Annotated in this window: 12 protein-coding genes; 6 read left to right on the top strand and 6 right to left on the bottom strand. The window is 50.5% G+C overall.

From position 1 onward, the window contains the following. The first annotated feature begins 306 nt into the window (after window positions 1-306). The 3 genes from ACO0LF_RS16535 to ACO0LF_RS16525 are packed head-to-tail and all read left to right on the top strand — an operon-like array spanning window position 307 to window position 4,775. Entirely contained in the window at window positions 307-2,226 is a 1,920-nt protein-coding gene (locus ACO0LF_RS16535; RefSeq protein ID WP_423015854.1) for a TonB-dependent receptor plug domain-containing protein, read from the top strand. A 9-nt stretch (window positions 2,227-2,235) separates the two neighbouring features. Next, on the top strand, window positions 2,236-2,862 hold the full coding sequence (locus ACO0LF_RS16530) for a YfiR family protein (RefSeq protein WP_423015852.1): 627 nt from the start codon (window positions 2,236-2,238) through the stop codon (window positions 2,860-2,862). Further along, window positions 2,859-4,775, top strand: a complete 1,917-nt coding sequence (locus ACO0LF_RS16525) for an ATP-binding protein (protein WP_423015850.1) — start codon at window positions 2,859-2,861, stop codon at window positions 4,773-4,775. The genes ACO0LF_RS16530 and ACO0LF_RS16525 overlap by 4 nt, the downstream gene beginning before the upstream one ends. A 21-nt stretch (window positions 4,776-4,796) precedes the next feature. Here the strand turns inward: ACO0LF_RS16525 and ACO0LF_RS16520 are convergent, their stop codons facing one another. The 5 genes from ACO0LF_RS16520 to ACO0LF_RS16500 form a co-directional block, all read right to left on the bottom strand. After that, window positions 4,797-5,687, bottom strand: coding sequence for an AEC family transporter (locus ACO0LF_RS16520; protein WP_423015848.1), 891 nt, complete (start codon window positions 5,685-5,687; stop codon window positions 4,797-4,799). Between the two features lie 13 nt (window positions 5,688-5,700). Continuing rightward, entirely contained in the window at window positions 5,701-6,291 is a 591-nt protein-coding gene (locus ACO0LF_RS16515; protein ID WP_423015846.1) for a response regulator transcription factor, read from the bottom strand. A gap of 42 nt (window positions 6,292-6,333) precedes the next feature. Then, window positions 6,334-8,304 (bottom strand): sensor histidine kinase, encoded by a 1,971-nt coding sequence (locus tag ACO0LF_RS16510; RefSeq protein ID WP_423015844.1) that lies wholly within the window; start codon window positions 8,302-8,304, stop codon window positions 6,334-6,336. 172 nt (window positions 8,305-8,476) lie between these two features. Further along, entirely contained in the window at window positions 8,477-9,766 is a 1,290-nt protein-coding gene (locus tag ACO0LF_RS16505; protein WP_423015866.1) for a TRAP transporter large permease, read from the bottom strand. Between the two features lie 98 nt (window positions 9,767-9,864). Further along, entirely contained in the window at window positions 9,865-10,506 is a 642-nt protein-coding gene (locus tag ACO0LF_RS16500) for a TRAP transporter small permease (protein WP_423015842.1), read from the bottom strand. Between the two features lie 551 nt (window positions 10,507-11,057). Between ACO0LF_RS16500 and ACO0LF_RS16495 the strand changes: the two genes are divergently transcribed. From ACO0LF_RS16495 to xerD, 3 genes are all read left to right on the top strand, one after another. After that, window positions 11,058-12,062: a TRAP transporter substrate-binding protein gene (locus ACO0LF_RS16495; RefSeq protein ID WP_423015840.1), complete on the top strand. Its 1,005-nt coding sequence runs from the start codon at window positions 11,058-11,060 to the stop codon at window positions 12,060-12,062. Window positions 12,063-12,763: 701 nt separating this feature from the next. Continuing rightward, on the top strand, window positions 12,764-13,288 hold the full coding sequence (locus ACO0LF_RS16490) for a methylated-DNA--[protein]-cysteine S-methyltransferase (RefSeq protein WP_423015838.1): 525 nt from the start codon (window positions 12,764-12,766) through the stop codon (window positions 13,286-13,288). Continuing rightward, window positions 13,279-14,205 carry a site-specific tyrosine recombinase XerD gene (gene xerD / locus ACO0LF_RS16485; protein WP_423015836.1) on the top strand — a complete coding sequence of 309 codons (927 nt, stop codon included), beginning with the start codon at window positions 13,279-13,281 and terminating at the stop codon, window positions 14,203-14,205. The genes ACO0LF_RS16490 and xerD overlap by 10 nt, the downstream gene beginning before the upstream one ends. Window positions 14,206-14,282: 77 nt before the next feature. On the opposite strand, the gene ACO0LF_RS16480 is transcribed toward xerD, so the two are convergent. Beyond that, window positions 14,283-17,171 carry a TonB-dependent receptor domain-containing protein gene (locus ACO0LF_RS16480; RefSeq protein WP_423015834.1) on the bottom strand — a complete coding sequence of 963 codons (2,889 nt, stop codon included), beginning with the start codon at window positions 17,169-17,171 and terminating at the stop codon, window positions 14,283-14,285. Window positions 17,172-17,328 lie beyond the last annotated feature (157 nt).

The raw sequence follows: 17,328 nt of genomic DNA, 5'->3' as shown, positions 1-17,328 counted from the left end.
ACAGCAACAGCAACAGCAACAGCAACAGCAACAGCAACAGCAACAGCAACAGCAACAGCAACAGCAACAGCAACAGCAACAGCAACAGCAACAGCAACAGCAACAGCAACAGCAACAGCAACAGCAATGCGACCTGTGTGCAGGTGCGTCATTAATTTGTTGCTTCCTCACCCTAAGTGGCATAGCTAACAGTTTTCTGCGACAATCAGCCCTTATCATCCTGGTAAGGCCTGGGCGTTGGCATTTGTTATGCCAGGATACGCCCTGGTAGCAGAATTCCTTAAATATATCCACAGACAGCTTATCATGCTCAAAAAATGCATTCATGCAGCTGTATGTTCAGCTTTCTTTTTAGTCCTATCCCCAGTCAGCGCCCTGGCGCTTGAGGGGGATGGCGAATTGCCTGGGCTTTCGCTGGAGCAATTGAGCGAAGTTGTCATCACGTCTTTGTCGCGCCAGGAAGAGAAGTTGGGCAATGCGGCGGCTTCTATTTATATCATCAGTGCGGCGGACATTGCCCGTAGCGGTGCGCGTAGCTTGCCTGAGGTTTTGCGGCTGGCGCCCAATTTGCAGGTGTCGCGGGTGGATGCGCGTAATTATGCGATTACGGCACGTGGCTTTAACAGTGCGTTTGAAAATAAACTGCTGGTGTTGATCGATGGACGCAGTATTTATTCTCCCTTGTTTTCTGGCGTTTTCTGGGATGCGCAAGATGTGCTGATGGCGGATATTGAACGCATAGAAGTCATCAGCGGCCCGGGGGCAACTATCTACGGGGCGAATGCGGTTAATGGTGTCATCAGTATTATCACCAAATCATCCAAGGATACGCAGGATGGTGTCATGGGTTTTGTCGGTGGCAGTAAGGACCGGGTTGGTGGATTTCGCTATGGTGGTGAGTTGTTTAGCAATGGCCATTACCGGGTCTATGCGAAAGCCACTGAGGTAGACGATACTTTTACCGCTGCCGGGGTTAATACGCATACTGGTTTTCGCCGTCTGCAAGCGGGTTTTAGGTCTGACTGGCTGATCCGCAATTATGGCGTATCGCTGTCTGGCGATACTTACTCCGGGGAGTTGGGACAGACGGGCACGCCAAATATTCGCATCAGTGGTGCCAATCTGACGGGGGCGCTCAATAGTAAACTGGATGATGGTTCTGACTTGCATCTGGGTTTGATATTTGACCATACCGAACGTAATCAGCCGAATGCCTTTGCCGAGCGCCTGGGGACGGTGGATTTGCAGGCACAACATAATCTGCATTTTGGTGATGATCACCGTTTTTCCTGGGGTGGTGGCTATCGCTATTCAAATGACCGCGTCAATAATGGCCCGGCTTTTGGTTTTTTGCCTGGTGACCTGAACATGCATTGGGCCAATCTGTTTGCCCAGGATGAAATTGCCATCAACCAGCAATTCAAACTCACCTTAGGGCTGAAGGCCGAGCATAATAATTATACTGGCTGGGAGCAATTACCCAATATGCGCCTGGCCTGGATGCCAGAACAGTCGAAACTGATATGGACCAGCCTGTCACGCACGGTGCGCGCACCTTCGCGTATAGACCGCGATTTTTATTCACCGACCAATCCACCAGTGGTGAATGGCATCCCCCAGTTTGCTATCGCTGGCGGCCCCAATTTCCAGTCTGAAGTGGCCAAGGTTCTTGAAGTCGGTTATCGCTCGCAACTTGATAATGGTTTTTCTTATTCGCTGACGGCATTCGCCAGCAGCTATGATAACTTGCGTACGCTGGAACCTCAGGCGAGCGGTGGCTCGGTATTCCAGAACATGGGGGAGGGGCGCACCAGGGGGCTGGAGGCATGGTGGCGCTGGCAGCCAGTCGATAAATGGCGACTCTCAGGCGGTCTGGTCGTGCAAAGCGTCACTACCAGGCTGCTTGCTGGCAGCAAGGACAGCAGCGGCACTAGCGGCCTGGCCAACAATGATCCTGGGCGTCATTGGACCTTGCGTTCGTCTTCTGATTTATCGGGGAATCAGCAGCTTGATCTATCCCTGCGTTATAACTCAGACCTGAGCAATCCGGTTGTACCCGCTTATTATGAAATGGATGCACAATGGTCGTGGCGCGTACGGCCAGATATTGATGTTGCCATCATAGGCCAGAATCTTTTGCACGCATCACATACTGAGTTTGGCGGCATTGCGAGTAGAAGTGTGTTTGAGCGTAGCGTGTTGTTAAAAATCTCCAAACGTTTTTAGTCAGCCTATATGACTGACATCCATCTTCAACATGCAGACCCAGGCCAGGCTTCCAGCGATCAAGATCAGCATTTCATGGTGATGCCATTCTTCTGGCGTTTGCTGGCATGCTTGTTATTGTCGTTTTTGGTGATATGTACTGCATGGTCAGTCAAGGCTGAAGTGCCGCAGGAGCGCAATATCAAGGCAGCCTTCATTGCAAAATTCATAGGCTATATTGACTTTCCAGCGACTGAAGCTGGTAGTGCTGAAACGCCCCTGGTGATCGGCGTGCTGGGTGCGGATGATGTGGCAGCTGACCTGACGCGCCAGGTCACAGGCCGCAGCATTAATGGCCGCACCGTGACTGTTAAAACCATAGCGCCGCGTGAAAAACTGGATGGCCTGCATATACTGTTCATCGGTATCGCCGAATCTGATTCGGCTGAAAAACCCTTGCGCAATGCCGCTGCCCTCGGCATCTTGTCTATTACAGAATTTGACAGTGGCATGCGGCTGGGTAGTGTGATTAACTTTCGCATAGTGGATGACAGGGTGCGCTTTGAAGTTTCTTTGCCGGCTGCTGAAAAAGCGGGTTTGAAGCTGAGTTCACGTTTGCTGTCGGTTGCTTATCTGGTACAAAAAAACACGCCATGAAAACAGTGATTGAAACCAAGAGCGTCAGGGGCAGGCTGATTTTGATGGCGATGATGACCACCATGGTGGCGGTGATCGTTGCTTCTGCTGCCATGTTGTTCTATGACCTGGTGTCTTTTCAGCGCTCATGGGTCAGTGATCTTTCTACGCAGGCAGAAATTGTAGGCAAGGCAGTGGCACCGGCCCTGAGTTTTAATGACAATGCCGCTGCCGAACACAATCTGGGCATGTTGAGTGCCAGGCCACAAATCCTTGTCGGCGCAATCTACGATGCCAATGGCAAGCGATTTGCTGGCTATACGCAGGCCGACCTCGGTTCGCCTGCCTATCCTGAGGCGCCAGGTGCACCGGGTTATACGATAGATGGTAGCGAATTGCATGTCTACTACAGGGTGGTTGAAAACGGTGAGTTTCTTGGCACGGTATATATCCGCGAAATTTACCCCTTGTTTGAGCGTATCAAGAGTTACAGCCTGATCCTGGTTTCCGTCATGCTGATCAGCCTGCTGCTGGCTGGTATCGTGGCGTCGCGTTTGCAGGTGGCGATTACCAAACCCTTGGGTGCGATTACGGATGTCGCGCGCCAGGTCATGCATGATCGTGATTTTTCCTTGCGCGTGGAAAGCCGCGATGGTGGTGAAATCGGTACTCTGGTTGCCGCCTTCAATGACATGTTGATAGAACTGGGCCGCCGCGCCGATGCACTGGAGGCGACCAATGTCAGGCTGGAGCAAGAGGTGCGCATACGCGAGTCTGCGGAAGAAGCCTTGTTGCAGGCTGACCGCCGCAAGGATGAATTTCTGGCGACGCTGGCGCATGAATTACGTAATCCATTGGCACCGATACGCACAGGCCTGGATATCTTGCGCCTGAAAGAAGGCGACAAAGCCGCAGCAGCCAAGGCACGCGATATCATGGAAAGACAGCTAGTGCAGATGGTGCGCCTGGTCGATGATCTCATGGATGTCTCGCGTATTAATACTGGCAAACTGGCGATACAGGTAGCGCCCGTGTCGCTGCATGCCATCATCAATAATGCGGTGGAGATTGCGCGACCGCTGATTGATAAATTTGCCCATCAGTTTGAAGTGCAGATGCCAGTACAGATGGTGATGATTGCGGGGGACGCGACTCGGCTGGCGCAGATTATTTCCAACCTTCTCAACAATGCGGTGAAATATACGCCGCAAGGCGGGCAAATCAGTTTGATCGCCACGCTGGAAGCGACTCATATTGATATACGCATCAAGGATAATGGCATAGGTATTGCCCCGCATATGCAGGAAAGTATCTTCGACATGTTCAGTCAGGCAGATTCGTCGATAGAACGTTCGAATGCTGGTTTGGGAGTAGGCTTATCGCTGGCCCGTCGCCTGGCAGAATTACATGGCGGCAGTATAGTCGCGCATAGTGCGGGCCTGGGTGAGGGCAGTGAATTTGTCTTGCGCTTGCCAGCACTGGTCAATCTCGTTGCTAATGGTCAGCAGGTCGCTGGCAGGCAGGCGGCCGATGCAAAATACCGGATTTTCCTGGTGGATGATAATGTGGATTTCGTCAGGGGGTTCGGTGAGTTGCTGGAGCTGATAGGCCATACCACCCTGATTAGCCATGATGGTGCTGAAGCACTGAGCATGGCGGCGGCTTTTCGCCCGGATTTTGCTTTTCTTGATATCGGCTTGCCTCATCTGAACGGTTATGATCTGGTGCGCGGATTGCGCCTCATGCCTGAACTGAAAAACACAGTCATGGTAGCAATTACCGGCTGGGGCCAGGAAAAAGATCGCCAACTGGCAATGGATGCCGGTTTTGATGCGCATTTGGTCAAACCAGTCAGTTTTGATCAGATCAATGCGATATTGTCCGACCCGGCGAATGCGCGCGGGCGGAATGGCATGGCTACCACACAGGCTTAAGCTCACTACCGCTTGACTGCATCAGCGCACCAGGCTCAGCCAGACTGGCAAAGTCAATACCGACAGGACGGTACTCGCTGAAATCAGGAAGGCTACAAATGGCCCGTTACCACCCATGCGTGCTGCCAGTACATAGGCACTGGATGCGGTAGGCAGGGCGCAAAAGACGACGGCAATCTGTAATTGCAATGGTGGTAATTCCAGCCAGCGCCCCAGGAATAGGGCGATCAGTGGCAAAGCCAATAGTTTGACTGATAAAAAATAGGTGGCCATGCCCTTGGCTTCACGCAGGCCGGACAGGCGCATGCCAGCACCAACGGCCAGCAGGCCCAATGCGATAGAGGCATTGCCCAGACGTGACAGGGTAGCGGCTATGCCTTCAGGCATGGGTATTTCAAGCACGCTGAACAAAACGCCACTGGCGGTACCGACGACCAGCGGGTTGCTGGCGATTTCTTTCATGAGCCTGCCGCTATTATGCGCCAGTGCATACACTGCACCCATATTGCAAAGAGGGACCAGAAAGCCGATCAGCAGCGCCATTAGCGCGGTGCCCTGTTCACCCGCCAGGCGTGAAGCAATCGCCAGCGCTATATAGGAATTAAAGCGGAATGCTGTCTGTACGCCTGATTCAAATATCCTGGGGCCAGTCTTGAACATGAACTTGGCCAGCCAGCCCAGCAGCATGCCGCAAGCGGTAGTGATGACGGCAACCTGCAGCAAATGACCGGTAGAATGAAAATCAAAGCGGGTGCGCGAGGTGGTATAAAACAGCAGGGCCGGGAACATGATGAAATAGACGATCTTTTCCACCCCCGCCCAGAAATGCCCGCCCCAGTGCGCATGGCGCGCCAGCAGGAAACCAATCAGTATCAGGCTGAAGTCAGGGAAGAGCAGGGTGAAGATGGACATCGTTCTACTTCATCTATTTCAACAGCCCCGCGAGTTCTACGGCAGTCTTGACTTGCATCTTGTCAAAGATATGGGCGCGATGTACTTCCACAGTACGCATGCTGATGCCCAGTTGGTCAGCGATGACCTTGTTCATCTTGCCTAACAGGATCAGGTCCAGCACTTCTTTTTCGCGGGCAGACAGGCTGGCCAGCCTGTCATGTACCAGAGCCGCAGCACCTGCCTGGCGTGAAATGGCCAGGGCTTCCTGTACTCTGTCCATGAGCTTGTTGTCGTTAAACGGTTTTTCAAAAAAATCAAAGGCACCACGTTTGAGCGTGTCCACCGCCATTGGCACATCACCATGGCCTGTCAAAAAGATCACGGGCAAGCGCTTGGTCAATTGCCTGGCTGCCAGCATTTCAAACAAGTTGATACCAGTCAGGCCAGGCATGCGTACATCCAGCAGGATGCAATCACCCTGGCTGTCAAAAATCAGAGGCTTGTCGAGAGCAACCAGGAACTTTTCTGCACTTTCATAGCTATGTGCGGCAATTTGCCTGGACCTGGCCAGCCAGGATAAAGAATCGCGTATGACTTCTTCATCATCGATGATGTGTAACATTTGTTCTCCCGTATTTTGTTTGGCGCACTTCAGTGTGCAGCGCTAGTCTTGTATTGGTAAAGCGAATTGGAAAATAGTACCACCAGCTGGATTATCGCGATGCGAGAGCTTGCCACCATGGAATTCTATGGCGGTGCGGCAGATGTTCAGGCCCATGCCCATGCCTGCAGACTTGGTGGTAAAGAATGGTGAAAACAGTTTTTCTGCCACTTCCACCGGTATGCCATGGCCCCTGTCGGTCACGCTGACGATGAGTTGTTGTTTGTTGTCGTCCAGTGCAGCTTCTACCCGTAGTATACGTTGTTCTGGCGTGGTGGTTTGCATGGCTTCTATGCCATTTCTGGTCAGGTTCAAGAGTACTTGCTCCAGCAAGACGCGGTCTGCCAGTACCAGGGGTAATTCGTGCCCGATTTTCCATTGCAGGGCGACGTGGCTGGCTTGCGCCTGCAATTCTACCAGTGGCATGGCGCTTTGCATGAGGTCGGCAATTTGCAGGGGTTCGCGGGCAGCTTCACGTTTCTTCACGAACTCATGCACACTGCGTATGATTTGACCGGCACGCTGGGCCTGGGCATTGACCTTCTCGAGCGCACTCTGGAACAGGTTGCTGTCTATGACGCCTGCCTGCAAGAGATTGACAGCGCCCGTGGTATAGCTGGAAATAGCTGCCAGTGGCTGGTTCAGCTCATGTGCCAGCATGGAGGCAATTTCACCCATGGTCGCCAGCTTGGCGCTGGTATGCAGTTTTTCTTCTTGCTGACGGGTCAGTTCTTGTGCTCGCCGGAGTTCTGAGATGTCGAGGATGGAACTCATCCAGCCAGTCTGCTTGCCCTGCTCGTCAATCAGGGCTGATTCATAGATGAGAACGGGAATACGTTCTCCGCTGACATGCCGGTAGATGGTTTCAAAACCTTCAGAAGGCACTGAACCTGCCAGCAACTGGCTGAAGCGCTGCTGGTATTCCTCTATGGCCTCGGGGGCCCAGTAGGGCATGGGCGGTATCCGTCCTATGATTTCTTCGGCGGGGAAACCCACCATGCGGCAGAATGCCGGGTTGACATAGGTCAGCCTGCCTGTCATGTCGCGTGCACGCAAGCCAGTAACCAGGGAGTTTTCCATCGCCGTGCGAAAAGTGACTTGCTGGCGCAAAGCGCCTTCTGCTGCCAGGCGCCGGTTGATGTCGCGCCATAGGGCCAGCAAACTCCAGATCAGACCTATCGATAAGAGGATGACGGATAGCACCAGCAAGTTCGACAAGAGCTTGGGCTCGGTCTTGATGCTATTCGTGCGCAAGACCAGGGTCAGGCTGGGCAACTCCAGGGCACGGCTGTGGGTGTACACGCTTTTGCCACTGCCGCCAGCGCTGCGCTCTGCCAGTATGCGGTCATCGATATCGGTGATGGTGATCTGGTTATCCTGGGCAAACCACCAGGGCACCAGTTCTTCCAGGATGGCATTCATGCGATAGCTGATCATCATGCTGCCTATCCTGCGCTCGTCGCGTATCAGGGGAATCTGGCAATGCATGAGATAGGCATTCTTGGCATTGATTTCCAGCACAGGCTTGAGGCAGATGGTTTCTTCGCTGACATCCAGCGCACCAAATTCAAAATGGGGCAGGGGCAGGCGTTCAGCACTGGCTTGCAGCGATTCGCGGGTATCGACCAGCACTTTATTATTGGCGTCATACCAGGCGATACGTTGCACTTCGCGATTATTCTTGAGAATGGCGCGGAAACGTTCCAGCACGGTCTCTTTTTGCAACTTGGCTGACTTGATTTCACCACCGATCTGGCGCAAGACTTCATCATTGCGCGTCAACTGGAATTGTATGGCCTGCTCTACCCACAGTGAATCGGCAATCAATTGCTCCTGGCGCTCATTGGCTTCCATGCGTTGTGCCTGCCACGGCAGCCAGATCAGGGTGGACAGAAATAAAAGCAGCAACAGGATGGGGATAATCCAGCGCCATTTTTGGTTAGGCCAGGATTGGGAGCGGTGTGAGCTTTTCATAAAACCAGTTTATCGCAGGGCCTGCAATGCCGACAGAATATTTTGCGGTGCTGCTCTTGAGTAGTGAACTGTATCCCTGATCGACTGAGTTTAAGTCAGGCCATTAACAGAGCCGGAACAGAAAAAGACCGGGGGCATTCACCTTTCCGGCCTTTCTCTATTGATATTATGTCTACATCATTCCCATGGCCCTGGGCAGCCAAAGCGAAAGTCCAGGCCAATAAGTGACGATAACCAGGAAAACCAGCATGGTGCATAGCCAGGGCATGACAGCAACAGTCAGTTCGGTAATACTCATTTTTGAAATGCCACTGGCCACATACAAATTCAAACCTACCGGTGGATGGCAGAGACCAACTTCCATATTGGCATCAATCAAAATACCAAAATGAACTGAATCTATACCCAGGCGTATGGCAGCCGGATGCAGGATAGGGGCCATCACCAGTATGATGGAGGATGGTTCCATGACATTGCCAGCCAGCAGGAGCAGTATGTTGGTAAAGAACAGGAAACCAGCACGACCGAGTTCTTTGCCCAGTATCCAGTCAGCCATGAGCTGGGGAATATTCTCATGCGCCATCAGGAAAGAAAACAGCACGGCATTGGTGATGATGTACAACAGCATGGCCGACAAGGCTGCGGAATTGACCAGTACCTTGGGTGTATTCGATATTTTCATGTCCTTGTAGACAAAGACAGAAATAAAGAAGGCGTAGACTGCACTCATGGCCGCTGCTTCAGTCGCCGTGAAGATACCGCTATAAATACCACCGATGATAATCACCACCAGCAGCAAGCCCCAGATACTTTCACGAAATGCCTTCCAGCGCTCACCCCATGTGGCTTTTTTCATGCGCGGGTAACCATTCTTCCTGGCCAGGAACCAGGTAGTCGCACACAGCATGGCGGTCAGCAGCATGCCAGGGAATAAGCCTGCAACGAACAAGGCCCCAATGGAGGTATTGGTAGAAATCGCGTAAATCACCTTGGGTATTGATGGCAACATCAAAATACCCAGTGAGCCTGCTGTGATGATGACACCAGCACCAAACTGTTTCGGGTAACCTTGCTTGACCATGGCTGGCAAGATGATGGAACCAATCGCTACCACGGTTGCCACGCTGGAGCCGCATACCAGCGCGAACATGGCGCAGGAAATAATACCCGCCAGCGCCAGGCCACCATGCCAGTGACCTACCATGCTGGTAGCAAAATTGATCATGCGCTTGGCGACACCGCCATGCGTCAGGAAGTTGCCAGCCAGGATAAAGAAAGGGATCGCCATGATCTCAAACTTTTCTATACCTGTGAACAGTTTCAAGGCCACGGCTTCAATTGGCACCTGGGTGAGAAGGTACATGAACATTAATACCGTCAAACCCAGGGCAATCGATACCGGGATGCCCGTCAGCATCAGCGCAATCAGCAAGGCAAACACGATACCTATCTTGCCTACCATGCACATGGCACCAAGTGCCAGGACGATGCCACACAAAACGATGGTGGCACGTTGTTTGGACATCTGCTTGATGCCCAGTGTATCCAGGGCGGCACTCATTACACACCTCCTTTAGTTGCTGCTGTGGCTGGTTGCAATTGAATGGCGTTTTCTTCGTCGCTCAGGCCTTCAACATGGGCGTGGTCATGTACCGGTAATTCACCCGTACGATAAAAGGCGAGCGCAACCTGGATGAAGCGGAAACACATCAGGTAAGAGCCCATCCAGACAGCGGAATAGACTATCCATGTTGGCCATTCCAGGTCCGGGGTGGTGGGGCCTTCGGTAAGCTCGCCGACGGACAGACCTAGCGTATGAAAAATGGCGTAGTGCATGCCGTTTTCCCAGACAAAAGTCAGTCCCAGAGTACCTATGATGCCAGTAAAAATCATGCCGCATGCCAGAGCGGTGTACACGGTGGCATTACGCCATTCTGTTGGCAGGCGGGTCACCAGCACATCGACACCTACATGCACACCTGCCCTTACGCCATAGGCTGCACCAAACTTGGCCATCCAGACAAACATGATGATGCACAGTTCCTGAGCCCAACTGAAATGCAGGGAGAGTAACCAGTCCTGTACGATCGGGATGTTGAAGCCTGTGCCATAGCGATGGAGCACGGAGATAAAGATGATGAGCGTAGCGCCACCCATAAGAGCAGCAATAATCCACTCCTCCAAATGATCAAGAAATTTCATGGTGGATCCCTTTGGGAAAATAAGATGATAGTGAAAAAAGCTGCTTGTATGTCTGACGAACAAGCAGGCACAGGGTTTGCTATCTGCCAGGGCTGTTGAATTCTTGTCGTGATTTCTTACGACTGTCTACAGAAGATATGCAATACCGATGTCGCAAGCTATTAAAGTAATGCAAGCGACTTTAACCAGGCAAAGAGAGTTTTTGCTTCATGAGGTCCCCATATTGTAAGAATTTCATTTTTATTTTCTTCTATTTTCAGTCAGCGGTATAACTGCGACAACTGTGGTTTTCCACATTATTGTATGCAGGATGTTACCGCATAGTGTGACAAAGTTTCCATGAGTTAGCGATGATCATGCATAAACATGGCAGTGATATTTGGAATGGGGATGTTTTTGTGGTGTGACGAATTCCGCTCACCCGCCCTTAGTGAGTAACTAGGGTGGGGTAGTTGCTTTGTATTGTGGGCTTGTGGTTTTCCACAGTTGGCAGATAATGCTGACATTGCAATAATCCATGCAACAATCCATAAAAACGTCTGGAGACAAGTATGAAACTGAAGTCAGTGTTGTTTTCCCTGTTGGCCGCAACTCTCGTTAGTGGTGCTGCTTTCGCCCAGGCACCCATCGTCATCAAATTCAGTCATGTAGTTTCCAACGATACGCCTAAAGGCAAAGCTGCCGAGCGTTTTAAAGAGCTGGCTGAAAAAGCCACCAAGGGACGTGTCAAGGTTGAAGTCTATGCCAACAGCACGCTATACAAAGACAAGGAAGAGCTGGAAGCCCTGCAATTAGGTGCAGTGCAAATGCTGGCACCGTCGCTGGCCAAGTTTGGCCCCCTGGGCGTCAAAGAATTTGAAGTGTTTGATTTGCCGTATATTTTCCCATCCAAGGATGTACTGTATGCAGTGACGGAGGGCCCGATAGGCAAAGACCTCATGAAAAAGCTGGAACCCAAGGGTATTATCGGTCTGGGTTTTTGGGACAATGGTTTCAAGGTCATGTCTTCCAACAAGCCCATGCATCTGCCTGCAGACATGAAGGGCCAGAAGCTGCGTATACAATCGTCCAAGGTGCTGGATGCACAAATGCGCGCCCTCGGTGCCAATCCCCAGGTGCTGGCCTTCTCTGAAGTTTATCAAGCCTTGCAGACCGGTGTTGTCGATGGCACGGAAAATCCGCCATCCAACCTCTATACGCAAAAAATGCATGAAGTGCAAAAGCATGTGGCTGTGACGAATCACGGTTATCTTGGCTATGCTGTCATCGTCAATAAAAAATTCTGGGATGGTCTGCCTGCTGATATCCGCGCTCAATTGGATGAAGCCATGAAATCGGCAACCAAGTATGCCAATGCCATTGCCCAGCAAGAGAACGATAATGCATTGGAAGGCGTCAAGAAGTCCGGTAAAACCACGGTCTATGTATTGACTGAAAAAGAAAAAGCAGAATGGCGCAAAGCGCTGTTGCCGGTGCAAAAAGAGATGGAAGGCCGTATAGGGAAAGACCTTATCGCCAATGTGAATAAAGAAGGAGCCAAACTGGGCTTCAAGTAATTGTTATTTGCTATTTTGTTTTGAATAGCCATCACGTGTTGCCGTGATGGCTATTCTTTTATGTAGTGTCTGTGTAAGCCTTGTCATCAAAGACTGGACAGGAAAGCAGAGCACTGAGGTCTCAGATAACACCAAATTGGGGCTTGCGGAACGAAAATCTTTGTATGTTGATGTGCGATTGTTACCGTACTGCTTCGTTTATTGTCAGCCAGCTAAGCAGAGGCTAGTCAGCATATATGCCAGAATTTGATAGTCAAATTAGTCAAACAAAGTAAATTGGCCAAAATTTAAAAGAATTTTCCGTATTTCTCGCAAGGAAATACGGCAAATTTTATTTTGGCAGAATTAAAATTGGTCTTACCTAGCACATTTTTTGAGTTTATGATTAATTTTCACATATCTGCAACAGCGCACTGTTTTGTCTCATTTTTATTTTGAAAGCCAAAACTTGTCATGCTATATTCACGGCAGTTCAGATTTCTGCAAAAAAAATCAAGAATGAAAGCACACAGGTTTATAAGGCGGTAGTGCAAAATAACGGTACCTATACCGTACACACTGAGGAGACGCGCGTTTTTACTACAAGCTGAGTGGATGTGAAAAATTAAAAAATCGCATACACTAAACAGCCGAAAACGCGAAAGACGTTTTAAAGGCGCATCGGATGATGCGCCTTTTTTCTTTTGTCAAAAAGGAAAGTCATGCTGGATAAAGAATCTAAAGAATCAGGCTTTTTCTCTGCCATCGTCGAGGCACCTTTTGGGGCTGTCGGCATACGTTGCGAAGACCAACGGGTCAGTGAACTGGTGTACTTGCCACCACGTTTCCAGGAAAAAGCACCGATAGACAAGGTGGCCGAAAAGGCGGCCAAACAAGTGGCTAGTTATTTACGGGACCCGGACTTTCAATTCAAGCTGCCCTTGAAAGAGGCGGGCACGGCGTTTCAAACCCGGGTCTGGCAAGCAATTTCTTCCATCCCGCGTGGCCAGGTATTGACGTATGGGCAAATTGCCAAGCATATACGCTCTGCACCACGTGCCGTTGGCCAGGCTTGCGGTGCCAACTGGTATCCGCTGGTGATACCCTGCCATAGGGTAACGGCAGCAGGCGGCCTGGGAGGCTTTGCTCACAATGATGATGAAACCGGCTTCCACCTGGGGGTGAAACGCTGGTTGCTGACGCATGAAGGTGCGGCGGGCTATACCCAGGAAGCCTTGTGGAAGTAAAGCCTTTACCTGTCGTGCTGCCAGAAAGGTTGACGGAGCAAATCGACCAGTTTTGCGATGCCTTGTGGCTGGAAGATGGTCTGGCAAAAAATACCATAGAAGCGTATCGCCGCGATATGCGATTGTTTGCCGAATACCTGCATCTGGAGCAGGGCAAGCATTTGTATGAAGTCAAGCAGGCTGATATCAATCAATATATTGCGGCAAAACACGAGACCTCCAAAGCCAGCTCCGCCAACCGCCGTATGAGCGTGCTCAAACGCTTCTATTTACTGGCTTTTCGCCAGAATCTGGTCAGCCAGAATCCCTGCAGTAAATTGCGTTCAGCCAAACAAGCACAGCGCTTGCCCAAAACCCTGAGCGAGGCGCAAGTTGTCGCGTTATTGCAGGCACCGGACCATAGCAATCCACATGGCTTGCGCGATAAAACCATGCTGGAATTATTGTATGCCTGTGGCTTGCGCGTCAGTGAACTGGTGGGTTTGCGCTCCATAGAAGTCGGGCTCAATGAAGGGGTCTTGCGCATTACCGGCAAGGGCGATAAAACCAGGCTGGTGCCGTTTGGGGAGGTGGCGCGGGTATGGCTGGAGCGTTACCTGCATGAAGGCCGTCCTGCTATCCTGCAAGGCCAGATTGATGATGCCTTGTTCGTCACTGCGCGTGGTGCAGCCATGAGCAGGCAAATGTTTTGGATACTCATCAAGAAGTACGCGACCCAGGCCAATATCAGCACCCATTTGTCACCCCACACCTTGCGCCATGCTTTTGCCACGCACTTGCTTAATCACGGCGCTGATTTACGGGTGGTGCAATTATTGCTGGGACACGCAGACATTTCAACCACACAAATCTATACCCATGTAGCACGTGAACGCTTGAAGAAGCTGCATGCCATGCACCATCCGCGCGGGGAATAAAAAAAGCGTCCGGAAATTCCGGACGCTTTCAAGTTGACAGGAATCTGACTATGAATAGCCTGATTCCTTATCCTGCTTTATTTGAACTTATAGTTTGCTGAGAATGTGAAATAACGACCTGTGTTGTTATGCAATTGGTCGTTGTAACCATTGGCGTAGTTACGTGGATCGTAAGGTGCTTTCGCATCAAATACGTTGGCAACAGTCACACCCAGTGTCAAATTCTTGATACCTGTGTATTTGTAGCCAATATCAACTGTAGTCCAGGCTGCAACGCTGCAATCTGCAATGTATTGATTGAACAGTGGCACACCGCCCAGCGAGTAAGCTGAGGATGGTTGACCTGTACCATACTGGCAATAGGCTACTGGATAAATCGTTTGATTGTCTGAACGACGCAGCAGGGAAATGCCACTAGTGTAGTTCATTGCACCAAAGACATTGTGCACGTCCTTTGTCCAGTTGGCACTCAAACGTGCTTTTACACGTGGGATATCGCCACCAGAAGTGTTCCAGTCAGACGTACCACCAGCTCCACCTACAACATTGGCTTCATTGTCGCCAATGTTTTCTGCTCTGCGATAGGACAGAATGTAAGTGCCACTCAGGCTGGTTTCCAATTTGCCACCAGCCAGCGCAGTACGGTAACGTACATCAAGGTCAATACCGGATGTTTCTGTTGCGCCCTGGTTGATCCAAGGTTCAGCAATAGATAACAATGGGCCTGTGCCAGGGATAGGATTACCCTTGGCATCTTTCAACCAGTTAGCCTGATTTGGATCACGGACGATACCAACAGTAGCTGCAGTTTCATGATCCAGCAAGGTCTGTGCATTTGTCAGGATAACTTCACCTTCTTTACGCACTTTGTACCAGTCCAGAGCTACGTCAAAATTGCGGGTTGGTGACAATACCAGACCCAGAGTGTATGCCTTGGCAGTTTCAGGTTTCAGGTTAGGATTTGCACCACCTGTACCAGAAGCGGTTTTTGCGCAATCAGTAGGATCTGCGCCTGCAGCCGGGTTAGTACCGTCTGGGCAGCGTACGCGATCTTGCAAGCTGCTCAGGAAGAACTGGGCACCACCAGGAGTAACCTGGGTCAAAGCTGGGGCACGGAAGCCTTCAGAATAAGTACCGCGGAGAGCGATGGTGTCATTTGGTGTCCATTTTGCGCCAGCTTTTGGAGCAAAATTGGATTTTAAACCGTCATATTTATCCAGACGACCAGCAAAATCCATTTCAAAGGTCTTGGCAAATGGAGCGCGTACTTCAACAAAAGCAGAGCCTACTTTGCGCTTACCATCGATAATGGTGTTGGCATTGCCCAGGATATTACCAGCAGCTTTATCTGCATCTGGATCAAGCTTGATTTTTTCCTGACGGAATTCAAAACCTGCAGCGACGCCTATCGCACCACCACCCAGGCTACCGACTTCTGTACTGGCTCTGCCATCCCATTGCGTGATTTCGGACGTGCCGGTATCAATAGTGTTTCTGGCAATGTTAGGGTCATTTGCAATGGAGGCAATCGAGCGATTGTCTGTAATCAGTTTGCGCAGCGTTGGCAGATACAAAAGGCCGAAATTAGTCGTTTTGACTTTGGATCTGCTCCACAATACGCCAGTTTCCCAATCAATAGTACCGACTGTGCCCTTCAAGCCGCCCAGCAGGCGAGCACTGTCGGATTGTTCTTCACTGCCACCTTTCAGGTTTTCAAAGCGATAGGCAAGTGCAGTACGGACATTATATGGATTGTCAGGATGACCAACCGGCAAGATAGCCTGGAATGAATCTGCCAATCCAGTCGATGTAAAATTAGTGGTCGGCGAACGGCCATTCATCGCGGTAGAAGCACCAGTATAGTAATTGGTATTTCTGGTTGCTGCTGCTTCAAAGAACGCACTCAAATTTTCATTGATTTTGAATTCGCCACGGCCCATGAAATTCGCTTCTTCTGAGCGATTCTGTACTTGAGTAACGCCATCTGTGTCGTAAACGCAGAAAGTCTTGCCCAGGAAAGCAGCATTGGCGTGATTCGCTGCAGTACCAGTCACTTTCAATGCATCAGCGCAGTTGGTTTGGAAAGAAGAGTTGGCCAGCGGGAAATTTTTGTTACCAGGAGCAGACTCGCGATAAAGCGTAGGCTGGTTGGAAATGGCAGTATTAGAGAGAGCATTGGCTAGTGCAGAACCATCCCACAGCGTCAGGCGGTTATTCAATACACCATACAGGTTTTGTTCTATATCTTTGGTGCCATCACGTTTCCAGACTGGATCGCGGCGGCTGAAGTCGCCAGTGACAAAGAAGTTATAACCATCTTTATTCAAGTCACCCTGGCCATAGAAGGCATTGACATCTTTTTTACCAAAGCGATTATCGTCGTTTGCACCGATAGTCGCATTGATTTCGCCGCCTTGATAGTCACGACGGGTAATGAAGTTGATAACACCGCCGATGGCGTCAGAACCATAAATCGCGGATGCGCCGTCTTTCAATACCTCAACTTTTTCCAAAGCGGAGACTGGAATATTGTTCAGATCGTACAGTGTTGATTTACCATTATTCGGGTTTGCATAAGGCGCTGGCGCCATGCGGCGGCCATTCAACAAAATCAGGGTAGAAGTTGCACCAAGGCTGCGCAAGTCTGCAACTGCAACAGATTTGGAAAAACCATTTTGATTGGCAGTATTGTTGTAACCACCAGTACCCATACCTGGTACCAGTGCCTTCATCAATTCAAGAACTGTGGATGCGCCACTGTTCCTGATTTCTTGTGTGCTAATGGTTTGAATTGCTGCCGTACCTTCTTTGTCCGTGCGCTTGATGTTAGAGCCGGTAATTTCGATACGTTGTGGTGCTGCAGATTCAGTTTGAGCGTGGGCAACGCCCGCGATCAACATAGAACCAGCTATTACACTTAGCGCCAGGCGCACTGACTGCACGCCTTTTTTTTCTTTAAATATCATTATTGTTCCCTCTTTGTTGATAGACCAGATGCAACCGGGTGCCGGATCCGTTTTGGCAGTTAGGGTGTAATTTCAAAAATTTTGTAAATTTTTTAACATTCCTGTGCTGCTGTCCGATGAAGTGTTACCAAATTTTTCCTCTCTATAATTGCTTCGG

It is taken from the genome of Undibacterium sp. Di27W, from assembly GCF_049340345.1.
In the GTDB taxonomy this organism is placed as follows: domain Bacteria; phylum Pseudomonadota; class Gammaproteobacteria; order Burkholderiales; family Burkholderiaceae_D; genus Undibacterium.
Note: the sequence above shows the minus strand (reverse complement) of the source record. Positions and strands in the feature narration are given on the sequence as shown.

Excerpts from the sequence above, each read along its gene's own strand:
- ACO0LF_RS16520 (WP_423015848.1), bottom strand. The coding sequence starts at position 5,687 with ATGTCCATCTTCACCCTGCTCTTCCCTGACTTCAGCCTGATACTGATT.
- ACO0LF_RS16505 (WP_423015866.1), bottom strand. The coding sequence starts at position 9,766 with ATGGTAGGCAAGATAGGTATCGTGTTTGCCTTGCTGATTGCGCTGATG.
- ACO0LF_RS16495 (WP_423015840.1), top strand. The coding sequence starts at position 11,058 with ATGAAACTGAAGTCAGTGTTGTTTTCCCTGTTGGCCGCAACTCTCGTT.
- ACO0LF_RS16510 (WP_423015844.1), bottom strand. The coding sequence starts at position 8,304 with ATGAAAAGCTCACACCGCTCCCAATCCTGGCCTAACCAAAAATGGCGC.
- ACO0LF_RS16480 (WP_423015834.1), bottom strand. The coding sequence starts at position 17,171 with ATGATATTTAAAGAAAAAAAAGGCGTGCAGTCAGTGCGCCTGGCGCTA.
- ACO0LF_RS16490 (WP_423015838.1), top strand. The coding sequence starts at position 12,764 with ATGCTGGATAAAGAATCTAAAGAATCAGGCTTTTTCTCTGCCATCGTC.
- ACO0LF_RS16525 (WP_423015850.1), top strand. The coding sequence starts at position 2,859 with ATGAAAACAGTGATTGAAACCAAGAGCGTCAGGGGCAGGCTGATTTTG.
- ACO0LF_RS16535 (WP_423015854.1), top strand. The coding sequence starts at position 307 with ATGCTCAAAAAATGCATTCATGCAGCTGTATGTTCAGCTTTCTTTTTA.
- ACO0LF_RS16530 (WP_423015852.1), top strand. The coding sequence starts at position 2,236 with ATGACTGACATCCATCTTCAACATGCAGACCCAGGCCAGGCTTCCAGC.
- ACO0LF_RS16515 (WP_423015846.1), bottom strand. The coding sequence starts at position 6,291 with ATGTTACACATCATCGATGATGAAGAAGTCATACGCGATTCTTTATCC.
- ACO0LF_RS16500 (WP_423015842.1), bottom strand. The coding sequence starts at position 10,506 with ATGAAATTTCTTGATCATTTGGAGGAGTGGATTATTGCTGCTCTTATG.